The 19,038-nt window shown below is 70.2% G+C and carries 18 protein-coding genes and 1 pseudogene; 16 read left to right on the top strand and 3 right to left on the bottom strand.

The window, feature by feature from the left end:
• The first annotated feature begins 27 nt into the window (after positions 1-27).
• The 3 genes from ASH02_RS24530 to ASH02_RS24520 are packed head-to-tail and all read left to right on the top strand — an operon-like array spanning position 28 to position 3,644.
• Positions 28-1,215: an MFS transporter gene (locus ASH02_RS24530; RefSeq protein ID WP_057295653.1), complete on the top strand. Its 1,188-nt coding sequence runs from the start codon at positions 28-30 to the stop codon at positions 1,213-1,215.
• 9 nt (positions 1,216-1,224) lie between these two features.
• On the top strand, positions 1,225-2,742 hold the full coding sequence (locus ASH02_RS24525) for an FAD-dependent oxidoreductase (RefSeq protein ID WP_056687122.1): 1,518 nt from the start codon (positions 1,225-1,227) through the stop codon (positions 2,740-2,742).
• Positions 2,743-2,750: 8 nt separating this feature from the next.
• Positions 2,751-3,644: an LLM class F420-dependent oxidoreductase gene (locus tag ASH02_RS24520; protein ID WP_057295652.1), complete on the top strand. Its 894-nt coding sequence runs from the start codon at positions 2,751-2,753 to the stop codon at positions 3,642-3,644.
• A gap of 147 nt (positions 3,645-3,791) precedes the next feature.
• Here the strand turns inward: ASH02_RS24520 and ASH02_RS27195 are convergent.
• Together ASH02_RS27195 and ASH02_RS27190 are read right to left on the bottom strand one after the other, a co-directional pair.
• Positions 3,792-4,361, bottom strand: a pseudogene (locus tag ASH02_RS27195) (3-ketosteroid-9-alpha-hydroxylase); the annotation flags it as partial.
• A gap of 53 nt (positions 4,362-4,414) precedes the next feature.
• On the bottom strand, positions 4,415-4,649 hold a 235-nt coding region (locus ASH02_RS27190; protein WP_235539115.1), incomplete at its 3' end, for a Rieske 2Fe-2S domain-containing protein.
• Between the two features lie 161 nt (positions 4,650-4,810).
• Between ASH02_RS27190 and hsaA the strand changes: the two genes are divergently transcribed.
• The 8 genes from hsaA (at position 4,811) to ASH02_RS24475 (ending at position 13,167) form a co-directional block, all read left to right on the top strand.
• Positions 4,811-5,977, top strand: coding sequence for a 3-hydroxy-9,10-secoandrosta-1,3,5(10)-triene-9,17-dione monooxygenase oxygenase subunit (hsaA, locus tag ASH02_RS24510; protein ID WP_056687116.1), 1,167 nt, complete (start codon positions 4,811-4,813; stop codon positions 5,975-5,977).
• A gap of 118 nt (positions 5,978-6,095) precedes the next feature.
• Positions 6,096-6,836 carry an SDR family NAD(P)-dependent oxidoreductase gene (locus ASH02_RS24505; protein WP_082621032.1) on the top strand — a complete coding sequence of 247 codons (741 nt, stop codon included), beginning with the start codon at positions 6,096-6,098 and terminating at the stop codon, positions 6,834-6,836.
• 41 nt (positions 6,837-6,877) lie between these two features.
• A complete protein-coding gene (locus tag ASH02_RS24500; protein ID WP_057295650.1) occupies positions 6,878-8,383 on the top strand; it encodes an FAD-dependent oxidoreductase in 1,506 nt (501 codons plus the stop codon).
• Complete coding sequence (locus ASH02_RS24495) at positions 8,380-9,264, top strand: IclR family transcriptional regulator (protein WP_057295649.1); 885 nt, start codon at positions 8,380-8,382, stop codon at positions 9,262-9,264. The genes ASH02_RS24500 and ASH02_RS24495 overlap by 4 nt, the downstream gene beginning before the upstream one ends.
• 156 nt (positions 9,265-9,420) lie before the next feature.
• Positions 9,421-10,365 carry an ABC transporter permease gene (locus ASH02_RS24490; RefSeq protein ID WP_156393745.1) on the top strand — a complete coding sequence of 315 codons (945 nt, stop codon included), beginning with the start codon at positions 9,421-9,423 and terminating at the stop codon, positions 10,363-10,365.
• Complete coding sequence (locus ASH02_RS24485) at positions 10,362-11,264, top strand: ABC transporter permease (protein ID WP_156388482.1); 903 nt, start codon at positions 10,362-10,364, stop codon at positions 11,262-11,264. The genes ASH02_RS24490 and ASH02_RS24485 overlap by 4 nt, the downstream gene beginning before the upstream one ends.
• 2 nt (positions 11,265-11,266) lie before the next feature.
• A complete protein-coding gene (locus ASH02_RS24480; protein WP_057295648.1) occupies positions 11,267-12,292 on the top strand; it encodes an ABC transporter ATP-binding protein in 1,026 nt (341 codons plus the stop codon).
• The gene (locus ASH02_RS24475) at positions 12,289-13,167 is read left to right on the top strand and encodes an ATP-binding cassette domain-containing protein (protein ID WP_056687093.1); all 879 of its coding nucleotides are present in this window, start codon (positions 12,289-12,291) and stop codon (positions 13,165-13,167) included. Before ASH02_RS24480 ends, ASH02_RS24475 begins: the two co-directional genes overlap by 4 nt.
• Before the next feature lie 109 nt (positions 13,168-13,276).
• Here the strand turns inward: ASH02_RS24475 and ASH02_RS24470 are convergent, their stop codons facing one another.
• On the bottom strand, positions 13,277-14,314 hold the full coding sequence (locus tag ASH02_RS24470; protein WP_057295647.1) for a phosphotransferase family protein: 1,038 nt from the start codon (positions 14,312-14,314) through the stop codon (positions 13,277-13,279).
• 93 nt (positions 14,315-14,407) lie between these two features.
• On the opposite strand from ASH02_RS24470, the gene ASH02_RS24465 reads away from it, so the two are divergent.
• From ASH02_RS24465 to ASH02_RS24445, 5 genes are read left to right on the top strand one after another with little or no spacing between them, the layout of a single operon-like run.
• On the top strand, positions 14,408-15,280 hold the full coding sequence (locus ASH02_RS24465; protein ID WP_321163483.1) for a CoA transferase subunit A: 873 nt from the start codon (positions 14,408-14,410) through the stop codon (positions 15,278-15,280).
• Positions 15,277-16,035: a CoA-transferase subunit beta gene (locus ASH02_RS24460; protein WP_057295646.1), complete on the top strand. Its 759-nt coding sequence runs from the start codon at positions 15,277-15,279 to the stop codon at positions 16,033-16,035. Before ASH02_RS24465 ends, ASH02_RS24460 begins: the two co-directional genes overlap by 4 nt.
• Positions 16,032-17,105, top strand: a complete 1,074-nt coding sequence (locus tag ASH02_RS24455; protein ID WP_057295645.1) for an NAD(P)H-dependent flavin oxidoreductase — start codon at positions 16,032-16,034, stop codon at positions 17,103-17,105. The genes ASH02_RS24460 and ASH02_RS24455 overlap by 4 nt, the downstream gene beginning before the upstream one ends.
• 30 nt (positions 17,106-17,135) lie before the next feature.
• On the top strand, positions 17,136-18,047 hold the full coding sequence (locus ASH02_RS24450; RefSeq protein ID WP_056687083.1) for an SDR family oxidoreductase: 912 nt from the start codon (positions 17,136-17,138) through the stop codon (positions 18,045-18,047).
• Between the two features lie 13 nt (positions 18,048-18,060).
• Positions 18,061-19,035, top strand: coding sequence for an NADPH:quinone oxidoreductase family protein (locus ASH02_RS24445; RefSeq protein ID WP_056687080.1), 975 nt, complete (start codon positions 18,061-18,063; stop codon positions 19,033-19,035).
• Positions 19,036-19,038: the final 3 nt, after the last annotated feature.

Here is a 19,038-nt window from a genome sequence, read left to right as displayed (position 1 = left end):
CCGCGTCGCCGTGACCCGAGACCTGACATGACCCTGCCCCGATCGGTGTGGGCGGCATTGTTCGCCCTGGTCGCGGCGACGATCGGCATGGGCCTCGTGGTTCCGATCCTGCGCCCGATGAGTGTCGATCTCTCCGCCTCGCCGTCGGAGACGCTGTTGCTGGTGTCGGTCTACCTGGTCGCGTGCGGTGGGGCGATGCCGTTCACGGGCATGGTCTCGAGCCGCCTGGGCATCCGCAGGTCGCTGATCGCGGCGCTGCTGGTCAACGTCGCCTGCGGCCTGGTGGCCACCACGGCTCAGGACATCGGTTGGGTCATCGTGTCGCGGGCCGGATGGGGCCTGGGCAGTGCGCTGTTCCTGGCCACCGTGCTGGTGGCCGTGCTCGAGGAGGCTGGAGGAAGCTCCGGCCGGGCGGTCAAGCTCTTCGAGGCCGCGGTCGGGGTCGGCATCGCGGCGGGGCCGTTGGCGGGCGGACTGCTGGGAGCGATCTCGTGGCGGATCGCCTTCCTCGGCTCCTCGTCGATGATGCTGGTGGCCGCCCTGTCCCTGGTCGTCCTGATGCCCCCGAACCGGGACGAACGATCGCCCACGAGGTTCTCGTCGACGTTTCGCGCCCTGCGGGACCCGGTCGTGCTGACCCTCTCGGTCGCGGCACTGCTCTACAACGCCGGCTTCCTGATGATGTTCACCTACACGCCGTTCCCGCTGGCCCAGAGCCCCGAGGTGGTCGGCCTCGTCTACTGCGGCTGGGGCGTGACCCTGGTGCTCTCCTCCACCGTGATCGGCCCGCCGCTGCAACGGCGCTTCGGCACCGTGGCGACCTTCGCGGGTGCCACGGTCGGCTTCGCCCTCCTGCTCGCGGCGATGTCGTTCCTCGCGGGCAGCGGGCCCGCCCTCGCTGCCGGGGTGGTGTGCTCGGGCCTCCTCCTGGGGATCTGCAACACGATGATGACCGAGGCAGTGATGTCGTCCTCGTCCAGCGACCACGCGACGACCTCCGCGGCGTACAACCTGATGCGCAACGCCGGGCCCGCGCTCGCCCCCTGGCTGGCCGGGCACCTGGGCGAGACGTACAACGCCCATGTCCCGTTCGCGGTCGCCGCCGCCGCAGCAGGGGCCGCTGGCCTCGCCGCGCTGTTCGTGCTCGGGCGCCGTTCGCCCGCCCCGATCCCGCTGATCGGGATCATGCCCGGGTCGGGCAGGTGCGCTGGCTAACTTCCGGCCATGAGCAGCAAACCGACCTTCGCGCCCGCCCACGCCTCCGACATCGAGGCCTTCGACCACGAGACCGACGTGCTGGTGGTCGGCTTCGGTTGCGCGGGAGGCGCCGCGGCCCTCGAGGCGGCGGGCTCGGGAGCCGACGTCCTGGTCATCGAACGTGCCGGCGGCCCGGGCGGCTCGTCGGCGATGTCCGGCGGGGAGCTCTACCTCGGCGGAGGAACCCCGTTGCAGCAGTCCTCCGGCTACCGGGACAGCCCCGACAACATGTTCGCCTACCTGAAGGCCGCCCTCGGGCCCGACGCCGACGAGGAGAAGATCCGCCTCTACTGCGACGGCAGCCGCGAGCACTTCGACTGGTTCTGCGGCCTCGGGCTGACCTTCAACCCCGGCCTGTACGACGGCCAGAGCTGGATGCCCCCGACCCAGGACGGCCTGATGTGGCTCGGCGAGAACGCCTGGCCCTACGACCGGCTGGCCGACGCCGTGCCGCGTGGCCACCGGCCCGCGACCGAGTCCTTCGGTGGCTGGCTGATCATGGAGAAGCTGGTGGCCGCGGTGAAGGCGGCCGGTGTGGAGACCCATGTCGACACCGTCGCGACCCGCCTCGTGCTCGACGACGACGGCCGGGTCGTGGGCGTGGTCGCCCGGCAGTACGGCACCACGGTCACCTACCGCGCCCGCAAGGCCGTCATCGTGACCACGGGCGGGTTCGTCGACAACGAGGAGATGCTCTTCGAGCACGCGCCGGTGCTGAGCGGTCACGCCAAGGTCAGTGACGGGCTGGACGACGGCAGCGGCATCTCGATGGGCCTCGCCATCGGAGCCGCCGTACGCCGCATGTCGGTGACGCAGATCGCCGCCCAGGTCCTGCCGGCGATGATCGCGCGGGGGATGCTGGTCAACGGCCTCGGTCAGAGATTCATCAACGAGGACGTCTATCCCGGCCTGGCCAGCGTTGCGGCGGTGCGTCACCAGCCCGGCCCCTACTGGGTGATCATCGACCAGGAGGGCTACGACGACATCCCCGAGCGCGACCTCTGGAACGTCCGGCCCTCGCACGTGTGTGAGCGCCTGGGCGAGCTGGAGGAGGAGCTCGGCCTGCCGGAGGGGTCCTTGGAGAGCACCGTCGCGGCGTACAACCACTGGGCCGAACGGGGCGAGGACCCGCAGTTCCACAAGAACAAGCGGTGGCTGCGCTCCCTGAAGGCGCCCTTCGCGGCGATCGATCCCAGGAAGGGCTTCGACTCGGGCAGCGAGGGTGGCGGCGGAACGACGGGCGTCGCGGGCTTCACGCTCGGGGGACTCCGCACCACGGTCGACGGTCGCGTCCTCGACGTGTCCGGCAACGAGATCCCGGGCCTCTACGCGGCCGGGCGGGCCAGCGCGGGCATGTTCGGCCAGGGCTACATCAGCGGCACGTCGCTGGGCGACGGCACGTTCTTCGGCCGCAGGGCCGGCCGCGCCGCTGCCGTCGGAATCGGCAACACGACCAGTGACAGTGGTGCGCAGGACGCCGGATGAGACTGGGCGTGTCCACGCCGGTGGTGGTCAAGGTCCCCGGCCTGACCGCGGAGTGGGAGGACACCGCGGGGATCGCCGAGATCACCCTCGTCGCCGAGCACGCCGACCGACTGGGCTTCCACTTCCTCACCTGCAGCGAACACGTCGCGATGCCCCGTGGCATCCACTCACCACAGCTGCCACAAGGCCGTGGCACGCGCTACTGGGACCCGCTGGCGACGCTGTCCTGGCTGGCTGCCCGCACCAAGAGCATCCGGCTGCTCACCAACGTCCTGGTGCTCGGCTACCACCACCCGCTGGCCATCGCGAAGAGATACGGCACGCTGGACCGGATGAGCTCAGGCCGGGTCAACCTCGGGCTGGGCGTCGGAACGGCGGAGGAGGAGTTCCGGACCCTGGGCGCCCCCTTCGAGGATCGCGGCCCGCGTGCGGACGACGCGATCCGGGCGCTGCGGGCGGCGCTCTCCCAGGTGGAGCCCGAGTACCACGGTGAGTTCTACGACTTCGCGGGGCTGGTGGTCGACCCGTGCGCGGTGCAGGAGCGAGTGCCGCTCTGGGTCGGTGGGCACTCCCGACGGGCACTTCGCCGCGCCGTCACACTGGCGGACGGTTGGCTCCCCGGCGCACCGGATCTCCAGACACTGCGCACCATGCTCGCCGAGCACCCCGAACGACCGGCCGGCTTCGAGGTCGTCTCGGGAGTCCAGGGGGCGCTCGACCCGCTCACTGATCCCGACCGGGTGGAGGAGGCACTCCACGCGGCCGCGGCGGCCGGCGTGACGATGGTTCCCTTCCGGCCGGTCCACCGGTCCCTGCAGCACTACCTCGAGCAGCTGGAGGCGGTCGCTGCCCTCGGTGTGTTCGAGGCGTTGGTCCCGCCGGAGGATCCGACGGGACCGTGAACGGCGAGCGGTCAGCCGGGCGAACCCGCGCCCTCCAGTGCGAGGTTCTCCTCGACCTCCCGACGCCACATCTCCACCGGCTTCGTGGTGTCGATCTCGAACTCGAACCGCTCGACCATCTCGGGGGCGATGTCGGCGACGTCGGTNCTGGTACCAACGGCGCAGCTGGTAGACCGGGCCGTCCTCCTCGCAGAGCAGCGGGTTGTCGATCCGGGTCTTGTTCTTCCAGATCTCCACGTCCTGCTCGAAACCGGCCTTGACGAAGCCGGCCTGCTCCCGCGCGATGGTGAGGGCAGCCTCGTTGTCCAGTCCCTCGGGCACCTGCACGATGATCCCGTACTGCAGCACGAACGAGTTCTCGTCGACCGGGTAGTGGCAGTTGATCAGCGTGGTCTTCAGGTCCATGTCGTCGAAGTGGTAGGTCAGCTCGTCGATCATGAAGGACGGGCCGTAGTAGGCGGCCACCGACGTGTTCCCCCGCATCTGGGGTGAGTCGTCCGCGGTGGGGACGCGCGCGTCCTCGCGGGCCAGGCCGTTCATGTGCTGTGCGGCGACGTGTCCCTCGAAGATGTTCTTGAAGTACGTCGGGAACGACTTGTGCACGTAGAAGAAGTGCGCCATGTCGACGTTGTTGTCGATCACCTCGCGCACGTTGGTGTGCACGGGCGTCTCGTACCAGACCCAGTCGGTCCAGCCGTCCTCGAGCGCTCCCTCGATCCGCGGCGGCGCCTGCTCCTCGATGGGTGGGTTGCCCTCGGGGTCGTTCCACNCCTTGACGGTGCCCTGGGACAGGTCGCCGCCCATGTGCCGGCAGTAGGCGTCGAGCACGTTGAGGGTGCCGTCCTCGCCGGCGAAGACCACGAGCTTGGTGCCGAACGCGGTGATCGAGTGCGGCTCACCGTCCCGGAAGTTGCGGGCCGGGCCCAGGCAGTGCCACCCCCGCGCGAACCTCGTCTCGACGTCGGCGGCCTCGATCGCCCGGACCTCGTCAGCTTCAACAGTCATCGTCTCGCGCCCTCTTTCGTCAGTCGGTGTCCTCCCGAGGCTCGGTCGCGGCCGTGCCCCTCGGCGCGGGGGTCCCACTGTCCGGGACACGGGCCATGTGGGGGTGAGCCGGGTCGCACGATCGCTGGGGTCGCCGCACGGCCGCAAGAAACGGAGAGACCATGCCCAACGAGGTTCTGGAGAAGGTGCGCCCGCTGCTCGCGAAGATCGCCGAGCGCGCCACCGCCACCGACACCGACGGTGCTGTGCCACCCGAGACGATCGCCGAGCTCAAGGCCGCGGGGGTCTTCCGGATGCTCCAGCCCGAGAAGTTCGGCGGGATGGAGGGCAACCCGGTCGACTTCTACGAGGTGGTCCGGGCCGTCTCCGGTGCCTGCGGCTCCACCGGATGGGTCACGTCCGTGCTCGGCGTCCACCCTTGGCAGCTCGCGCTGTTCGACGCCCGGGCACAGGAGGAGGTCTGGGGCGAGGACCCGGACACGCTGGTGTCGTCGGCGTACGCCCCGGTCGGGCGGCTCAGGCAGGTCGACGGTGGCTACGAGCTGAGCGGGCGCTGGAGCTTCTCCTCCGGGTGCGGGCACGCGTCGTGGGTGCTGGTCGGCGCCCTGCTGACCGGCAGCGCCGGCAAGCCGGTCGACGTGATCACCCTGCTGCTGCCGCGACCGGACTACCGGATCGAGGAGGTCTGGGACGTGATCGGGCTGCGGGGTACGGCGAGCAACGACATCCTCGTGGACAAGGTCTTCGTGCCCGCCCACCGCACGATCCGCAACTTCGACCAGGCCCGGCTGCGCGGCCCCGGACAGGCAGTCAACACCGGCCCGCTCTATCGCATGCCGTTCGCCTCGATCTTCACCTCGACCATCACCGCCCCCATCATCGGTGCGGTGGGCGGCTGCTACTCGGCCTACATCTCCGCGATGCGCAACCGGACCCGGCTCAGCCTGGGCGGCGGTCGCTACGCGGAGGACGAGTTCGCGCACGTGGCAGTGGCGCGGGCCGCCTCCGAGATCGACGCCGCGACCCTGCAGATGGACCGCAACATCGCCGAGCTCTACGACCATGTGGTGCAGGGCGAGGAGCTCCCGGACGAGCTGCGGCTGCGGACCCGTCGCGACCAGGTGCGTGGCACCGAGCGGGTGCTCGAGGCCATCGACATCCTGTTCAAGACCGCGGGCGGCAACTCCTTGAAGCGGGGCAACCCGATCGAGCGGTCCTGGCGCGACGCCCATGCCGGCAGCGTGCACGTGGCCAACGACGTGGAGCGGGCGCTGGCGATGTACGGCCGCAACGAGTTCGGCTTCGTCGTCGAGGACAGCCTGATGTGAAACCCGCGGCCGCGCCGGTTCGGGGAAAGCCCTGTCGGTGGGCCGAGTCGCTTGCTAGTCTACCTGCCAAGCGCTTGCTACATGTGATCCAGAACACTCATGAACGAGGAGGATGACCGTGGTGGAACCGCTGGTCGATCTGACGGACCGCGTCGTGCTCATCACCGGCGCCGCCGGCGGCCAGGGCGTCGAGCACGCCCGGGTGTGTGCCGAGCTGGGCGCCTCGGTGGTGCTCGCCGACCTCGACCTCGCAGCGACGCGTTCGGTGGCCGACGGCATCGAGGGCCCGACGCTCGCTGTCGCCCTCGACGTACGGAGCGAGGAGTCGTGGGACGCGGCGCTGGCCGCGACCGTCGATGCGTTCGGGCGGCTCGACGTGCTGGTCAACAACGCCGGCCTCTACCGCCTCGGTGCGCTCGAGGGCCTGGAGCGTGGCGAGGTCGAGGCCGCGATGGCGGTCAACGTGCTCGGGCCGATCCTCGGCATGCAGCGGGTCGTTCCCTTGATGGAACCCCGTGGCGGATCGATCGTGAACATCGCCTCCACCGCGGGGCTGGGCGGCTACCCGGGAGCGATCTCGTACGCCGCGTCGAAGTGGGCGTTGCGCGGGGCCACCAAGTCGGCCGCCATGGAGCTGGGGCCGAAGGGCATCCGGGTCAACTGCATCTGCCCCGGCGCGATCGACACCCCGATGATCACCGAGGCGACGCGCGCCGGCGGGGGAGCGGTGGCCACCCAGCCGATCGCCCGGGTCGGGCAACCGGCGGAGGTGGCGGCCCTGGTGGCCTTCCTCGCCAGCGAGGCCAGCAGCTACTGCACCGGACAGGACTTCATCGTCGACGGCGGTCAGTCGATCTGACGATCCCCGCATCGCGGGCACACGAATCAGGAGCGAATGTGATGAGTGAACGGACAAGAGACCAGGGCTCAGGCAGCTGGGACCTCGAGGTGGACGTCGTCGTGCTCGGCATGGGTGCTGCGGGATGCGCGGCTGCCATCGAGGCCCACGAGTCCGGTGCGAGCGTGGTCCTCCTCGAGAAGCTCTCGGGAGGGCTCGAGGGCGGCAACACCCGCGTCTCGGGAGGCGCCTGGTTCCGCACGCACGACGTGGAAGGGGCCGAGGCCTACCTCAACAGCTTGTCGGGCGGCTACCCATTGCCGCCGGCGGTGGTCAGCACCTGGGCCAGGGAGACCGCCCAGCTCACCGAGTGGGTCGAGAGCGCGCTGGGCGCCACGACCGCGCTGGTCGGTGAGGCCGTCAACGGCAAGGGTCGGGGGATCCCGTCGGAGTTCCCGGGCCTGGAGGGCAGCGACTCCTACGGCGGCATGGTCGCCGTGGACGGACAGCTCGGCCGCGCGCGTCTCCTCAACGCCCTGTTCGCCGGGCTCGAGACCCGGGCCATCGACGTACGACTCGCGACGCCCGCGCGTCGCCTGGTCCAGGACCCGGAGTCCCGGGCGGTCACGGGTGTGCTGGCCGAGACTCCCGACGGTGGAACGCTCCGGGTTCGTGCCCGGGGCGGCGTCGTGCTGGCCACCGGCGGGTTCGAGGGCAATGTCGAGATGGTGCGCGACTACCTGCGACTGCCGCAGAACCTGCCCTGGGGCTCGCCGTACAACACCGGCGACGGCCACAAGATGGCGCAGAAGGTCGGCGCGGACCTGTGGCACATGGACAACATGATGAGCATCGAGGGCTTCGCCGTCCCCGGCTACCAGAGCGGGTTCTACGGGCGCTTCTTCTTCAGCAACGGCTTCATCTTCGTCGACTCGCTCGGCAAGCGCTGCGACGACGAGCTGCCGAGCATCGGTCACGGGCACGCGCTGCGGCACGGCGCCTACGAGCACTCGCCGGTACGACGGGTGCACGCGATCTTCGACGAGGCGACGAGACTGGCCGGACCCGTCTCGCCGAACGGTGACGTCCTCGCCGTCGGGTGGAACGTGCTGGTCGAGGGCTATGAGTGGAGCGCCGACAACTCGGTCGAGGTCGACAAGGGCTGGCTCCACAAGGGCGAGACCCTCGACGAGCTGGCCGCGAGCCTCGAGGTCGATCCGGAGGCCCTGCACCGCACCGTCGCACGGTGGAACGCCTCGTGCGAGGCCGGTGAGGACGAGCAGTTCGGGCGAGACCCTGACACTCTCGTGGCGCTCGGCGACGGGCCCTACTACGCGTTCACCTCGGCGCCGATGCTTGCCTGGACCAATGGCGGCCCTCGTCGCGACGAGCACTGCCGTGTGCTCGACCCGTTCGGCGATGTCATCGATGGCCTCTACGCGGCGGGCAGCGTCAGCTCGACGTACAGCTGGGCCCGCGACAGCGGCATGCACATCGCCGACGCGCTGGCGTTCGGACGTGTCGCAGGAAGAACCGCATCGGCATCGACTCAAGGAGCCTCGTCATGACCACACTGTCCGTCGTACCCGAGGCCGAGGTTCCGGCGCGGTCGACACCGCCGTCGATGCTCGACCGGATGACGTTGATCATGGAGTGCTTCTCGGCGCGTGCCGCCAGTCGCACCCTGGAGGACGTGGCCGCGGCGACCCACCTGCCACGGTCGACCACGCACCGGATCCTGGTCGATCTCGTGCGGCTCGGCTGGCTCGCGCTGGGCACCGAGGGCTACTGCCTCGGTCACCGGCAGCTGATGTTCGGCGGCGGCGACGAGGGCCACGGGCGGCTCCGGGAGGCGACCGCCGAGACCTTGCACGACCTCGCGCTGCGCACCGGCATGGTCGTGCACCTGGCCGTGCTCTCCGACAGCGAGATCCACTACCTCGACAAGGTCGGCGGCCGCTTCGCCGCCCAGATCCCGTCGCGGGTCGGAGGGCGGGCGCCCGCACACTCCACGGCGCTCGGCAAGGCGATGCTGGCCTGGCTCTCGCCCGAACAGGTCGACCTGCAGCTGGAGGGTTCCCTGGGCAGGCTGACCAACCGCACCATCTCGCGGTTGCCCACCCTGCACCAGGAGCTCGGCCGTATCCGCAGCCGCCACGGGCTCGCCTTCGAACGCGGAGAGTGCTTCCCGGACATCGCCTGCGTGGCCGCCGCCATCCGTTCGCCGGAGGGCCCGGTGGCCAGCATCTCGCTGTGCGGCGAGGCCGGTGTGCCACTGGAGAAGGTCGCGCCGCTGGTTGCCCACGCTGCGCGTGCGACGGCCGAAGAGCTGTTCCCGCGCCGCAAGTCGAACCGCAATCGCCCGTCAGTGACGCCGCTGGAGGAGACCTGGTCGACCGAGGCCATGGACGCCCTGCTCTCGGTCGGCTCCGGCTCCGACTGGATCTGACCCGTCAGACACAGATCCGTACTCCCAGTCAGTGGGAAACCGGATGTGACGCACGTCGCTTGACCTAGGTTCACGAATGCCGGCGTGGCCGCCGCGCACAAGACCACCCCGACAGTCGGCATTGCCGGCTCCCGGACGACAACGATGGTGAGTTCTATGACCCGATTTATCGGAAAGCGCCTTCTGCTGGCGGTGCCGACGATCATCCTCGTGACGCTGCTCGTGTTCGTGTTGATGGAGCTCTCGCCCACCGACCCGGCGGCAGTCCTCGCGGGTGACAACCCCACCCCCGAGCGGCTCGCCGAGATCCGCGAGCTGCACGGCTTCGACCGGCCCTTCCTGACCCGCTACCTGGAGTGGGGCTGGAACGCCCTCCAGGGTGACTTCGGGGTCTCCCCGGTGACGCACCAGTCGGTGCTCGCCGACCTGATGTACCGCTTGCCGATCACCGCGTCCCTCGTGGTGCTGGCGCTCTTCTTCAGCCTGGTGATGGGTGTCGTCCTCGGCACCGTCGCCGCCCTCAACAAGGGTGGTGTCGTCGACTGGCTGATGAACTCGATCGCCAACTTGCTGATGGCGATCCCGCCCTTCGTCGCCGCCGTGCTCCTGGTCCTGTTCCTGGCCATCCTGTCGCCGGTCTTCCCGGCCACGGGCTACGCCGACCTGTCGACCGGCATCGGTCCGTGGCTGCAGTTCACCACGCTTCCCGCGCTCTCCCTGGCGATCATCCCCGGCGCCTTGCTGACCAGGCAGGTCCGCGGAGCCCTGGTCGACGCGCTCGAGGAGGACTACGTCCGCACCGCGAGGGCCAAGGGACTGCAGCGACGCCTGATCGTCGGCAAGCACGCCGCCAAGAACGCCGCCGTACCGGTGGTCACCGTCCTCGGGCTCGTGATCACCCAGATGTTCGGCGGAGCCGTCGTGGTCGAGCGGATCTTCGCGATCCCCGGCCTCGGCTCGGTCAGCGTCGAGTCGGTGCTCAACGGTGACCTGATCACGCTGCAGGGCCTCGTGCTCCTCGTCGCCGTGCTGGTGACCGTGGTCAACCTGTGCGTCGACGCCTCCTACGGCTACTTCAACCCGAGACTGAGGACCCGATGACCATGTCCCTCGCCGACTCGACGAACCTCAGCGCCACCCCGCCCAAGCGGCGTCGCCGGCTGAACAACCGGGTGCTGCGGCGCCTGATGCGCAACAAGGCCGCGGTCGCCTCCATGGTCGTCATCTTCCTGCTGGTCGTCGTCGCCGTCTTCGGTGACCTGCTGGCACCCCACGACCCGAACAAGGTCACGTTGTCCCTGCGGCTGATGGGCCCCTCCGGCGACCACCTGCTCGGCACCGACGAGCTCGGCCGCGACGTGCTGAGCCGGTTGATCGTGGCCACCCGCGTCGACCTGCTCGCCTCGGCCCAGGCGGTCGGCATCGCGCTCTCGGTCGGCGTACCGCTCGGCATCGTGGCCGGCTACCTCGGCGGGTTCACCGACGCAGTCCTGAGCCGGGTCATCGACGCTCTGATGACCCTCCCGCCGCTGATCCTGGCGGTGGTGGTGGTCGCCATTCTCGGCCCTGGCCTGCGCAACGCCATGTTCGCCATCGCCATCCTGATCGTGCCGAGCTTCTACCGCATCGTCCGGGCCTCCACGCAGGGCGCCCGCAACGAGCTCTACATCGAGAGCGCCCGCGCCAGCGGCTGCGGCACCTGGCGGATCCTGTGGCGGCACATCCTGCCCGCGGTCGCCCCGCCGCTGCTCGTGCAGGCGTCGTTCTCCGCGTCGGTCGTGATCGTGGCCGAGGCCAGCCTGTCGTTCCTGGGCCTCGGCGCCCGCGTGCCTCAGGCGACCTGGGGGCTGATGCTCAACGACGCCTCGTCGAACCTCACCACCAGCGCCTACCTGATCTACCCGCCGACCGTCATGGTCGCGATCACCATCCTGGCCTTCTCGCTGCTGGGCGACGGCCTCCGCGACGCCCTCGGGCGCCAGACCACGGACGGGAAATGAACATGTCTGCCCTCGAGATCACGGCCGAGCCCCACGTGGGCGAGGTGGTCATGCAGGCCACCGACCTGACCGTCGAGGTCAGCACGGAGAGGGGCTGGGTCACGATCGTCGACAGCGTCGACCTCACGGTGAACCGCAACGAGGTGGTCGGCCTGGTCGGTGAGTCGGGCTCCGGAAAGACCCTCACCTCGCTGTCGGTGATGGGTCTCCTGCCCAAGAACGCGAGGATCAGTCGCGGGTCCGTCGACCTGATGGGCCAACGCATCTCGGACATGGGGGAGCGCAAGCTCGCCGACGTCCGTGGCGCCAAGGCGGCGATGATCTTCCAGGAGCCGCGGCGCTGCCTCAACCCCGCGTTCACCGTCGGCGACCAGGTCGCCGAGTCCCTGCGCCGACACCGCGGCTGGTCCCGCAAGCGGGCGATGCAGCACACGATCGAGCTCTTCAAGCTGGTCGAGATCCCGCAGGCCGAGCACCGGGTCAAGCAGTATCCGCACGAGTTCAGCGGCGGCATGTGCCAGCGGGTGATGCTCGCCATGGCGATCGCCTGCGACCCGATGCTGCTGATCGCGGACGAGCCGACCACGGCGCTCGACGTGACGGTGCAGCGCCAGGTGCTCGAGCTGATCCGCAGGCTCCAGGCCGAGCTCGGCCTCGGCGTCCTGCTGATCACCCACGACCTCGGCGTGGTCGCCGAGATGTGCGACCGGGTGTCGGTGATGTACGCCGGCCAGGTGGTCGAGGAGGCCCCCGCCGACGAGCTGTTCCACAACCCGCAGAACCCCTACACCAGTGCGCTCCTGCAGTCGATGCTCGAGCCGTCCCGGCGAGGAGAGCCGCTCGGCTTCATCCCCGGGCTGGTGCCGGCACCGCACGAGTTCCCCTCGACGTGCCGTTTCCAGGACCGTTGCCGGCACGCGGTCGAGGAGACCTGCCGCCAGACCATTCCGCTGACCTCCGTAGCGCCCGGCCACCTGAGCCGATGCGCGCGGGCCGCCGAACTCGACCTCCCGGGAGTGCGCGCATGACCACCACGAACCCCACCCTGTCCGTGCGCGGCCTGACCAAGGTCTACGGACGCCGCGCCACGCTGCTGCGCCGGCACCCGCACCAGCTGAAGGCCGTCGACGGCGTCGACCTCGACATCGCTCCGGGCAAGACCCTGGGGCTGGTGGGGGAGAGCGGCGCCGGCAAGTCCACGGTCGGACGACTGGTGCTCCGGCTCATCGAGCCCGACGCCGGCACGATCAACCTGCTCGACACCGACATCTCCACCATGTCGCGCGGCGACCTGCGGCGGATGCGGTCGCACGCCACGATGATCTTCCAGGACCCGTACACGTCGCTCGACCCGCGCATGCTGATCAAGGACTCGGTCGCCGAGCCGTTGATCGTGCACACCGACGACAACCGGGCCACCCGGCACAAGAAGGCACTCGAGATGGTGCGCCGGGTCGGGCTCGACACCGCACACATGGAGCGCTTCCCCTATGAGATGTCGGGGGGCCAGCTCCAGCGCGTCGCCATCGCGCGGGCACTGATCACCGACCCGTCGTTCATCGTGTGTGACGAGCCGGTCGCCGCCCTCGACGTCTCCACGCAGGCCCAGGTGATCAACCTTCTCAACGACCTGCAGGCCGAGCGCGGCATCTCCTACCTGTTCATCTCCCACGACCTGCGCCTGGTGCGGCTGATCGCCGACGAGGTCGCGGTCATGCGCGCCGGCAAGCTCCTCGAGACCGGCTCGGCCGAGCGGGTCTTCGCCGCGCCGGAGACCGACTACACGCGTGAGCTCCTGGCCGCCATCCCGGGTCGCAGCCCGAGGCACCGCCGGTTCAACGGAGAGACCGCCGCATCCGTGGAGCTCGACGAGGCCGAGCGGGAAGAGGCCGTGGTCGTCTAGCCCCTGCAGGAGTCCCCGGTGCGCCGGGGAAACCTGCACCTACCACGGCATATTTGCCGTGGGGAGCAACTGTTTCCCCGGTGCGCCGGGGATCGCTGCAACCGGGAAGTCAGGCCAGCGCGTGGGTCTCCTGCCAGGCGCGGGCGGCCAGGCCCTGCGCCTGCACGCCGAACGACTCGGGCGTGCGGTCGCTGGCGCCCATGGCGCCGCGCAGCATGCGGGTGTGGACGTCCTCGACGATGCAGGCGGTCTTCCACCAGTTGAAGACGACGTAGTAGGCCACCTCGGCCGGGTCCGCCCCGCTCGCGGCGAGATACCGGTCGCGCAGCTCGTCACGGCTGGCGAATCCCGGCACGCGCGTCGGGGGGCTGTTCAGCGCGGTGAACTCGTCGTCGGGCTCTGCCCAGTAGACGAGGAGCTGGCCCAGGTCGGCGAGCGGGTCGCCGACCGTGCTGAGCTCCCAGTCGAGCAGGCCCAGAACAGCGCCGTCCGCGCCCAGGATGCAGTTGTCCACCCGGAAGTCGCCGTGCACGATGCTCGACCGGCTCTGCTCCGGGCAGTGCTCGACCAGCCAGGCATGGGTCCGCTCGAGGTCGGGCAGGTCGCGGGTGCGGGTGGACTCCCAGTTGCGGTGCCAGCGACGGAGCTGGCGCTCGGCGTAGTCCCTCCGCTTGGCGAGGTCGCCGAGGCCCAGGCGGTCGGGGTCGACCTCGTGGAGGGCCACGAGCGCATCGACCAGCGACGGCCCGACGGCGGCGCGCACCTGCGGGTCCAGTGACAGGGCACCCTCGGGATCGCGCACCACCGTGCCGTCCAGGTGCTCCATCACGAAGAAGGGCGCCCCGGTCACGGCGGGGTCGGGGCAGGTCGCCAGCACTGCGGGGACGGGCACCCGGCCGGCGACCGCCTCGAGCAGTCGCGCCTCACGGAGGACGTCGTGCGCGGTGGCCGGAAGGTCGCCCAGGGGAGGCCTGCGCAACACCGTCCGGCGACCCGTGTCGTCGGTGAGCAGGTAGGTGAGGTTCGAGCGGCCGCCGGCCAGCCGACTCACGTCGAGGGGCAGCCGCAGGTCGATCTGACCGGCCAGCCAGGGCGCGACGGTGTCGAGATCGAGGCCGGTGATGGTGGGGGATTCGCGTGCCGCCACGGGGGCTCCTGGGAAGTGGGATCGGAGGTTGACGTTCGTCGGAATTCGGCTAGTGTAGCCGTTCAACCAAGCGCTTGCTACATCGAAAGGCAGATGATGGCTGACAAACGGATGACCGGCCCCGAAGTGGTCGGGCGGTTGGAGTCGGGCATGACGATCGGGATCGGCGGTTGGGCCTCGCGCCGCAAGCCGATGTCCCTGGTCCGCGAGATCCTGCGCTCCGACCTCACCGACCTCACCGTCGTCTCGTACGGCGGCCCCGACGTCGGCCTGCTGTGCGCGGCCGGCAAGGTCAAGAAGCTGGTCTTCGGCTTCGTGACCCTCGACTCGATTCCCCTGGACCCGCACTTCCGCGCGGCTCGGCAGAGCGGCTCGATCGAGGTCGCCGAGTACGACGAGGGCATGCTCCAGTGGGGCCTGTACGCCGCATCGATCCGGCTGCCCTTCCTGCCCACGCGTGCCGGCCTGGCCACCTCGGTCACCGACACGAACCCGGACCTGCAGCTCATCACCGACCCCTACGGCAGTGGTGACGAGCTGATCGCGATGCCGGCGATCCACCTCGACGCCGCCCTGGTGCACATGAACCGCGCCGACGCTGCCGGCAACGCGCAGTACCTCGGGCCGGACCCCTACTTCGACGACCTCTTCTGCATGGCCGCCGACCAGGCGTTCGTGTCCTGCGAGAAGGTCGTGCCGACCGAGGAGCTGACCCGCGACCACCACGCCGCGACGATCGCGCTCCGACGCCTGTTCGTCGACGGCGTCGTCGAGGCCCCGAACGGCGCGCACCTCACCTCGTGCGCACCCGACTACGGCACCGACGAGGGCTTCCTGCGCGAGTACGCCGCCGCGGCGAAGTCGCCCGAGGCCTGGCAGGCGTTCTCCGCCACCTACCTCTCCGGCGACGAAGAGACCTACCAGCGAGCGATCGCTGCCCGAGACGACGAGGAGCTGTCCGCATGAGCGACATCAGCCGTGCCGAGGTGTGCGTGACCGCCTGCGCCGAGATCTACCGTGACAACGGCGAGATCCTGGCCAGCGCGTTCGGCACCATTCCGGCGATCGGGGTCCGGCTCGCCCGGCACACGTTCTCGCCCGACCTGCTCCTGACCGACGGTGAGTCCCACCTGGTGCAGGGCACCTGGGCGGTCGGCGGTCCGGCCGAGGGCGTCGTCGAAGGATGGTCGCCCTTCCGCGGCATCTTCGACCTCAACTGGACGGGCAAACGGCACATCGTGATGGTGCCGGTGCAGATCGACCGCTTCGGCAACGTGAACATCTCTGCCATCGGCGACCACGCGAAGCCGTCCGTCCAGCTCGTCGGCGTGCGGGGCGCGCCGGGCAACACGGTCTACCACGCGACCAGCTACTGGATCGCCAAGCACAGCACCCGGACGTTCGTCCCGGCCGTGGACATGGTCTCCGGCGCGGGCAACGACCGGGCCGCGGCCGCGGGAACCGGTGCGAGCCGCTACCACGATCTCCGCAAGGTGGTCACCGACCTCGCCGTGCTCGACTACGCCCCCGCCTCCGGCGCGATGCGACTGGTCTCGGTCCACCCGGGAGTGACCGTCGACGAGGTGCACGCCGCCACCGGGTTCGACCTCGTCGTCGACGGTGAGGTGCCACTGACCCGGCTGCCCACCGACGACGAGCTCGCCCTGATCCGCGACGTCATCGACCCGCGCAACCTGCGCGACAAGGAGGTGCCGGCATGACGGACACCCGCGTGGTCCACCCGGCGCTGAAGACCCGCGCCACCGAGCTGTTCGGCGTCGACCACCCCGTCGTACAGACCGGGATGGGCAACGTCTCCGACGCGAGGCTGACCGCGGCCACGGCCAACGCCGGTGGGCTCGGCATCCTCGCCGCCGGACTGCTGTCGTACGACGAGCTGGTGACCGCGATCGACGAGATCCAGGCCGCCACCGACAAGCCGTTCGGCGTCAACGTGCGCGCCAACCAGCCCGACGTGCACAAGCGGATCGACCTGATGATCAGCGCGGGGGTCAAGGTGGCGTCGTTCGCGCTCGCCCCCAAGCAGGAACTGATCGCCAAGTGCAAGGACGCCGGTCTGGTCGTGATGCCGTCGATCGGCGCCGTCCGCCACGCCGAGAAGGTGGCCTCGTGGGGCGCCGACGCGGTCATCGTGCAGGGCGGCGAGGGTGGCGGCCACACCGGCCAGGTCCCGACCAGCCTGCTGCTGCCCCAGGTGACCGACGCGGTCGACCTCGTGGTGATCGGTGCTGGTGGCTTCTTCGACGGCCGGGGCCTGGTCTCCGCGCTGGCCTACGGCGCCGACGGGATCGCGATGGGCACCCGCTTCATGCTCACCTCCGACTCACCGGTCGCCCAGGAGGTCAAGGACGTCTACCTCTCCAAATCGGTCAACGACACGGTCCTCACCACCCAGGTCGACGGCATTCCGCAACGCGTGCTCCGCGTCGGCCCGATCGCCCAGATCGAGAAGACCCGCCCGGCCGCACGCGTGCTGCGCGCGGCGAGCAACGCCCGCAAGTTCCAGAAGATCTCCGGGGCCCGCTGGCGCGACATGGTCGGCGAGGGCCTGGCCATGCGCAAGCACGAGGACCTCACCTGGAGCCAGGTCGTGATGGCCGCCAATGCTCCGATGCTCTACCGCACGGCCCTGATCGACGGCAACGCCGACGCCGGCGTCATGGCGACCGGTCAGGTGGTCGGCATGATCGACGACCTGCCCAGCTGCGACGAACTGGTCTCGCGCATCGTCCGCGAGGCCACCGACGTCCTCGAGCGCTTCGGCGCCTAGGCCACCAACCACTACACCAAGGAGTTCGAGATGTCCGCACTGAACGACCGCGTTGTCGTCATCACCGGAGCGGGCCGCGGCATCGGCCGCGCCCACGCCCTGTTCGCCGCCGAGGAGGGTGCCAAGGTGGTCGTCAACGACATCGGTGCCGGTTCCGACGGCCGGGGCAGCGACGGCTCCGTCGCGGCCGCCGTGGTCGACGAGATCACCGCAGCCGGTGGCACCGCCGTCGGCAGCACGGCCGACGTGCGTACCATGGCCGGCGCCCAGGAGCTGCTCGACCTCGCGCTGGCCACCTATGGCCGCGTCGACGGACTGGTCAACAACGCCGGCGTGCTGCGCGACAAGATGTTCGCCAACATGAGCGAGGACGACTGGGACGCGGTCATCGAGGGCCAGCTCAAGGCGACCTTCGCACCCAGCCGCATCTTCGCCGCGCACTGGCGCGACGAGTCCAAGGCCGGGCGCCAGCCGTCGGCCTCGCTGGTCAACGTGCCCTCCACCTCCGGGCTCATCGGCGCGGTCGGCCAGACCAACTACGGCGCGGCCAAGGCCGGCATCGCGGCCCTGACCGTGATCCTCGCCCAGGAGCTGGGTCGGTACGGCGTCCGCGTCAACGCGGTCACCCCGGTGGCTCGCACCCGGATGACCGAGGACCTGCCGAAGATCGGGGAGATGGTCGCCGCGCCGACCGACCCGAGCCTGTTCGACGTCTACCACCCCGGGAACGTCTCGCCGCTGGTCGGCTGGCTGCTCACCGAGGGCTGCCCGGAGAACGGGTCGGTCTGGTACGCCAAGGGCGGCGAGATCCGCCGCTTCGCCGGCTGGTCCTACGAGTGGACCGTGGACAAGGGCCAGCGCTGGACCATCGAGGAGCTCGACCACGAGATCCGCTCGCGGTCCGCGCAGGCTGCCGACGCCGCCGCCGACCCGCACAACTGAGCCGGGCCGACACATGCGTGCACTGATCTGCCGGCACCTCGGCGCTCCTGACGTGCTGGAGTACGGCGAGCTGCCCGATCCCACAGCGGGCTCGGGCGAGGTCGTCGTCGACGTCGAGGCCGCCGGGGTCAACTTCCCCGACGGGCTGATGGTGGCCGGCAAGTACCAGACCAAGCCGGAGCTCCCGTTCGTCCCCGGGTCGGAGGTGGCCGGCACGATCCGGTCACTCGGCCCGGAGGTGCCGGGGCTCGAGGTGGGGCAACGGGTCACCGCGTTCTGCGGCATCGGCGGGTACGCCGAGCAGGTCGCGGTCCGCGCCGACCAGGTGCACGCCCTCCCCGACGCGACCAGTGCCGTCGACGCGGCGGCCATGCCCGTCGCCTACGGCACGTCGTTCCACGGGCTCGTCGACCGGGCCGGGCTGGCGGCGGGGGAGACGCTGCTGGTGCTCGGCGCCGCCGGTGGGGTCGGCCTGACCGCGGTCGAGATCGGCCACGCCCTGGGGGCTCGGGTGATCGCGGTGGCCTCGACGCCCGAGAAGCTCAAGCTGGCCGCCGAGCACGGCGCCGACGACCTGGTGAACTACCGCGACAACGACCTCACCGAGGCCATCGTCGAGCTCACCGGCGGTGCGGGCGTCGACGTGGTCTACGACCCGGTCGGTGGTGCTGCCGCGGAGTCCGCCGTACGCAAGCTGGCGTGGGGCGGGCGCCACCTCACCGTGGGCTACGCCTCCGGCGACATCCCCCGCGTGGGGATGAACCGGCTGCTGCTCAACGAGGGCAACCTGCTCGGCGTCCTCTGGGGAGCCTGGGCCCGACGCCACCCCGACCGCAACGCCGCCAACGTCCAGCGCCTGCTGGCCTGGCACGGCGAAGGGATGATCCGCCCGCACATCGGCGGCACCTGGCAGCTCGAGGACGGCGTGGCCGCCCTCGAGACCGTGATGAACAGGTCCGCCCTCGGCAAGATCGTCCTGCTCACCTGAGAA

The sequence above is a fragment of the Nocardioides sp. Soil796 genome (genome assembly GCF_001429525.1).
Classification (GTDB): Bacteria; Actinomycetota; Actinomycetes; order Propionibacteriales; family Nocardioidaceae; genus Nocardioides.
This window is presented reverse-complemented; position numbering and strand designations above follow the sequence as displayed.